Source organism: Alteromonas sp. I10, assembly GCF_003201515.1.
GTDB lineage: Bacteria > Pseudomonadota > Gammaproteobacteria > Enterobacterales > Alteromonadaceae > Alteromonas > Alteromonas macleodii.
On sequence record NZ_QJJN01000026.1, the window covers coordinates 1 to 1,418 of the forward strand.

Genomic DNA, 1,418 nt, shown 5'->3' on the forward strand with positions numbered 1-1,418 from the left:
ATCTGGGTGAGCGTAATCGTACTCAGGTTTTTCAGTGAAAGTGCCAGTAAAACCATAGATAAAAACTTTACTCATACCAGTAGCACCTAACTTTCAAATAAGGGGCGCAGGCATGTGGGGCATAATGGCGAAGCCGCACCGCATGTATGCGTCCCAGCGAACGAAGTGAGTGGCTTGATTTTTTTGTTATATGCCATTCTACAAACAACGCCCTGTGCTAGAGATTGAATGTTTGATGACAGCATTGTCTTGAATTTCTGTTATAGCCACTAAAACCCAATCTTTGCAGGGGATACCATTGCTTTCTATGTTTTCCAATTTAGAAGAAATATTTCCCGACAACAAATTAACGAATGCTTCTGAATCAATTTCTTTTAGTTTATTTAAAGCTTCTTCCTGCGGAGTACCAGTAGGAATCATTTTATATAGTTCATTTTTCCAGAAAACTACTCGTTCTTCTACGCCTGTCTCCTTTGAACATGAGACCAAAGTTAGCAAACTAATTAAAAACAGCAGGAACTTGAAATTTTTCACTGGCATATAACACCCCGCTTAGGGGCAATAACACGTGGGCTAAAATTGGAGCGAAGCGACTGAGCCCACGTGTTATTGTCCCAGAGAGCTTGCGACCGACTACAGCGGTTTGTTATGCACTTTTCTATGCAACCTTATTTTTATCCAAGCGCATTGCAGAAATATAGTTTAGAAATGCTCTACCATGTTTAGTGATGATCCATTTGTCTTCATCGTTTTTTACCAAATCCCAACTCAAAAGAAATTGCATATAATCTGAAAATTGAACACCGTTAAGTATCTTGGTGTTTTTTTGCTTAGCACTCTCAAATATAGGAAGAATATCTTTCACACTGCATTGTCCATTGTTTTGTACTGAAAGATATTCGAGGACCTGTATTTGCGAACCAAATATATTGAAATACACTTTTTCGAAGGTGTTGATAATCTGCTGCTGGGCTAAATTTTTGACTAATATGTCAATTTTATCCTTTTCACCATCAATTTTAGTGAGATCATTTGTGATATGGGCCTCAACTTCGGTTCTGATTCCAGTCGTATCAACTGGGATGAATCTTGTCAAATCCTGGTCTTCGAGTTTTATCGGTTTGGCATGTTGATTGTTTTCATAAAATTGAAACTCCGTATCTCCATGTTTAGCAGACTTTATGCCACCACCAAATATGCCAGACACTCTGTCTTTTAATACATATGCTATTACGCAGGTAACGAGAGGCCATGCTCCATACTTAACTAACTCGATGATAAAAAGTTTCGATTCCATGGCCGAAGTTTCCAAAATGCATAACACCCTGCTTAGGGGCGGAAACACATGGGCTAAAATTTAGGAGCGAAGCGACGCAGCCCATGTGTTTGCGTCCCAGCGAGCCTGCGAGCGACTACAG

At 39.8% G+C, this 1,418-nt stretch carries 2 protein-coding genes; both read right to left on the minus strand.

What is annotated here, in order from left to right; translation table 11 throughout:
• Positions 1-198 precede the first annotated feature (198 nt).
• Positions 199-540 carry a hypothetical protein gene (locus BZA03_RS20295; protein ID WP_110289719.1) on the minus strand — a complete coding sequence of 114 codons (342 nt, stop codon included), beginning with the start codon at positions 538-540 and terminating at the stop codon, positions 199-201.
• A gap of 118 nt (positions 541-658) precedes the next feature.
• Positions 659-1,297: a winged helix-turn-helix domain-containing protein gene (locus tag BZA03_RS20300; RefSeq protein ID WP_110289720.1), complete on the minus strand. Its 639-nt coding sequence runs from the start codon at positions 1,295-1,297 to the stop codon at positions 659-661.
• Positions 1,298-1,418 lie beyond the last annotated feature (121 nt).